Here is a 4,064-nt window from a genome sequence, read left to right as displayed (position 1 = left end):
TTGTATCAGTTGTCGTAGCAATTTTATTAGGAGTATTAGTAGGTTTCATTGTTTATATAGTTCAAAACATTATTCGTAAAAGAAAAAATAAATAAAACAAAGCGAGACAGAAATCCAATGTAATTTCTTATGTTTCTTAGTCTCGCACTAGCAAAGTTGACTAAATCAAAAACTAAGTCCTTATTAAAAAAGGCTTAGTTTTTTTATTGTCTACGATTATTTTTAATATATAGTGGTATGTATTAGAAACAAGTATAAAATTAATTTTCAAATGAATAGTTTGAATAATAAATTCTTTATATTTATAACCTATATTTAACCCTAATGAATGGAAGCCTCATTAAAAATATAAAACAAAGAGGTGGAAACCATGGAAATTTTAGATATTATTATTGACACACATGGACTTATCTATCGAGTACAAACGCAAAACGGCAATATTTTTGAACATACACTTGCGAATGATACGCCACCCGATAAAGTGGCCCAAGTTCTACGTTTATTAGCAACACATGTTGATAACTTAGAAGAAACTAAAACTGAAAATAATTAAATCCAACCTTTTTTAATTGCTTTCTTCCAAGCTTCAAATCTATTATCTGCATACAATTTATCAATAATATTAGAGGTATAATTGCGTACTGTCCCATTAGACAAATATAATTTATCTGCAATTTCTTTACTACCTAAACCTTCACCGATTTCACGTAAAATAACTTGTTCTTTATGTGTTAGTGGATTTGACTCTTTAAATATTGAAGTCATTAATGAAGAACTATATTCTTTTTCATTTTTCATAACCTTATTAATTGTGACAATTAAATCATCCACAGAACGTTCTTTTAGTACGTAAGCATCAACATCATTAGCAACTGCTTTTTCAAAATATCCTGGACGTTTAAACGTTGTTACTATAATAACTTTAGTGTTTATGTTTGCTTTTCTAATCTCTGATAAAACTTCTAATCCAGTCATTCCAGGAATTTATATATCTAAAATTGCCACATCGGGACGATTTACTCTTATATATTCTAACGTATCAATACCATTTTCAAAGTTAGCTATGACTTTCATTTCTTCATTAAACTCGATAAGTTGAATTATTGCTTTTCTTAACATATATTGATCTTCTGAAATCACAATTGAAATCATTTTACCCCTTCTCTCGGAATAGTAATATTAAGTGTCATACCTTTATTGGAAGTTACTTTAAGCGTTCCATTTAATAATTTAACTCTATCATTAATACTCTTTAATGTTGTCGAAGTCGGTTCTTTTATACCTACACCATTATCGCTTATGGTTAATTTAATCCCCTGGGTGTGATATTCAATTTCACCCTTTACACTACTAGCATGTGCATGCTTAATCACATTATTTACTGCTTCTCTTAAAATCATTGCAAGGAGAGACTGTTTAGCTGGATTTAAGGAATTTGCACCCTTTTTATTTTTAAATTCAAAAGCTATATTTGCATCTTTCAGTATATTTTCAATAGATTTAACTTCTTCTTCAAAATTTTGAACTTTCAAATTTTCAATAATATTTCTTACTTTATTAAGAGTCTCTTTAGATATATCATTTATATTTATAATTTCTTGTTTAGCTGTTTCAGGATTTGAATCTATCAGTTTAATAGCGAGTTCAGATTTTAAACTAATACTCGCGAAAACATGACCTAAGGTATCATGTAAATCTTGAGCAATTCGATTACGTTCTTGTTCCGCAATGAGTACGTTGATATATTTGTTTTTTTCTTCTAATTCTTTTTTAATTTTTCTATCATTCTTAGTTTTAAAATTCCCTAAGGTAACAGTTAAAATTACAAAATAAAAAATTAGTATTGAGAAAGCAATTGTACTTTCATATAAATAATAGCTAACTAAAAAACATATAGTCATAGTAATAATAAAGTGATAAATTCTTTAGATTTTAGAGTTACATCAAAAGTAAAAGGCAGAGCGAAGGCGCTAAAGAAAAAGAATAAACTAATCATTGGATTTACGCTATAAACAAAATATATTATACCTAAATAATGCAAAACTAATAACGCGTAAAGTATATTAGTCGCTAATTTATTATACACTAAGACCATGAGTAAATAGCTTATGGTAAAGATGGTTAGAACTGTAATATATAAAAACTCTGGCCCTCTCTTTTCACCAAAGATTCCTATAACGGGAAAAATTAAATAAATTAATGTCGAAATTTCTCCTAGTCTGACACTCCAACTCCTATTTTCCAATTACTTCACTTCCTTTTTCTTGTTGATAAGTAACGCTATGATTAGAAAAATAATACTATAGACAACTAATAATAAACTAGAGTTTATCGGTATTGAATGACCTTTGCTTAATTCGATGGCAACTTGTTTCAATTGATAAGTAGGCATCCATTTAGAAATCATTTGTAACCAATCAGGGAATGTATTAGTTGGGAACCATAATCCCCCTAGTATAGCCATACCTAAATTAAGTAGGTTAGCTATACTACTAGCCTTTTGAATGTCATTAAATTGCGCAATAACTAAACCAAGCGTAAGAAACAAACTTGCGCCTACCCATAAAACTAAGCCAGATAAAATCCACTGTGATATTTCGAGTGTTACGTCTTTATAGAAATGGGCAACTGAAAAAATTAATACAATTGAACAGAAAAATAGCAACATAGTTTTCAATACTTTTGCTAAAAAATAATTAGAAGGAGCAATAGGTATTGTAGTTAATCGCTTATACCACCCATTTATTTTTTCTTCAATCATACCAAAAGGAAATTGCATTAAACAAAAGTTGATCAAACTAAAAGTGGTCATACTATACATGTAGTCTTTATTGAATTGTTTTTTCGCTTCTTCAGGTAAATCAAGAATAGAAGTAAATAGTAGATAAAATGCTAAAGGTAAAATAATAGACATAAATGTCGTTAGTTTTCTTCTAAGTATTGAGTTAAGTTCTATTTTTAATAATATCCTTGTGCTATTCATCATTTTCTCCACCTTCTTGTTCAAACATCATTTCTAATAATGATTGTTTTGAAATAATCATTTCATTAAAATTAATTTTCAAATTTAGCAACTCATTAATAACATCTTGTACTTTGTTCGTTTTTAACTTAATTGTGTTGTCGCTAATTTCGATCTTAAACTTAGATTTTAGTTCTATAATTTGTTCTTCTGAGCTTATAGGAAACTCAATAACAGAATAGTTCTGATTATGAATAATTTCATTATGTAATCCACTAAATTTCACGGCTCCATTCTCTAATAATATAATTTTGTCTGCCATCCTCTCCACTTCCTCTATATAGTGAGAAGTGTAAAGAATTGTTGTGCCTCTCTTTTTTAATTTTAGAATGACATTCCAAAAGTGTTCTCTAGTTTCAATATCCATCGACGTGGTAGGTTCATCTAAAATCAATAATTGAGGATTACCAATTAGACACAAGACAAAATCGAGCAATCTTTTTTGTCCACCAGATAAATCATTTGCATATCGGTTCATCATCTTAGCTGAAAAGCGAGTCATATTTTGAAACTGTTCAAAGCTCATTCCCTCGCTATAAACACCTTTAAATAACGAATAAAGTTCTTTAACTTTCACTGATCTTGGGAAATTAGTTTTTTGAAATAAAATCCCAATATTTTTAGGCTGAATGATAGAATGCGGATCTTCAATTATTCCTTTGTTCGGCTTTATGTGACCAATTAATATATTTATTAAAGTTGATTTTCCTGCTCCGTTTTTTCCAATTAAAGCTGTACATAATCCTTCATCTAATTCTATAGATACGTTGTCTAATACATTGTTAGTTTGATAACGCTTAGATATTTCTGTAATCTTAATCATCTATTTACCACTCCCTTAACTAATTCGTCTATATCTTTAATTTAACGTTTAGTTATTATAAAAATTAGTAGTAAATGTCATTTTGATAATATGACAAATGTCATAAAAAAAACGCTAAAACTGCGAGAGCTTTAGCGTTTTAACTTAACTTATAATATTGGTGAAACTAATTTAGCAATATCTTCTTTAATTTTAATATTTAAAGGTCTGTTTTTATAT

General features: G+C 28.3%; 3 protein-coding genes and 2 pseudogenes. 1 reads left to right on the top strand and 4 read right to left on the bottom strand.

Annotated elements, in window-relative coordinates:
• Positions 1-370: 370 nt before the first annotated feature.
• Positions 371-553 (top strand): hypothetical protein, encoded by a 183-nt coding sequence (locus CD147_RS11625; protein WP_103167608.1) that lies wholly within the window; start codon positions 371-373, stop codon positions 551-553.
• Here CD147_RS11625 and CD147_RS11620 read toward each other — a convergent pair.
• From CD147_RS11620 to CD147_RS11605, 4 genes and pseudogenes are all read right to left on the bottom strand, one after another.
• A pseudogene (locus CD147_RS11620) lies at positions 550-1,152 on the bottom strand (response regulator). The gene CD147_RS11625 and the pseudogene CD147_RS11620 sit on opposite strands and share 4 nt — an antisense overlap.
• Positions 1,149-2,245 (bottom strand): annotated as a pseudogene (locus tag CD147_RS11615) (sensor histidine kinase). The pseudogenes CD147_RS11620 and CD147_RS11615 overlap by 4 nt, the downstream one beginning before the upstream one ends.
• Positions 2,246-2,983: an ABC transporter permease gene (locus tag CD147_RS11610; protein WP_103167607.1), complete on the bottom strand. Its 738-nt coding sequence runs from the start codon at positions 2,981-2,983 to the stop codon at positions 2,246-2,248.
• The gene (locus CD147_RS11605) at positions 2,976-3,845 is read right to left on the bottom strand and encodes an ABC transporter ATP-binding protein (RefSeq protein ID WP_103167606.1); all 870 of its coding nucleotides are present in this window, start codon (positions 3,843-3,845) and stop codon (positions 2,976-2,978) included. The genes CD147_RS11610 and CD147_RS11605 overlap by 8 nt, the downstream gene beginning before the upstream one ends.
• Positions 3,846-4,064: the final 219 nt, after the last annotated feature.

The sequence above is a fragment of the Staphylococcus devriesei genome, from assembly GCF_002902625.1.
Lineage (GTDB): Bacteria > Bacillota > Bacilli > Staphylococcales > Staphylococcaceae > Staphylococcus > Staphylococcus devriesei.
Note: the sequence above shows the minus strand (reverse complement) of the source record. Positions and strands in the feature narration are given on the sequence as shown.

Coding starts and splice junctions, on each gene's coding strand:
- CD147_RS11605 (WP_103167606.1), bottom strand. CDS start 3,845: ATGATTAAGATTACAGAAATATCTAAGCGTTATCAAACTAACAATGTA.
- CD147_RS11610 (WP_103167607.1), bottom strand. CDS start 2,983: ATGAATAGCACAAGGATATTATTAAAAATAGAACTTAACTCAATACTT.
- CD147_RS11625 (WP_103167608.1), top strand. CDS start 371: ATGGAAATTTTAGATATTATTATTGACACACATGGACTTATCTATCGA.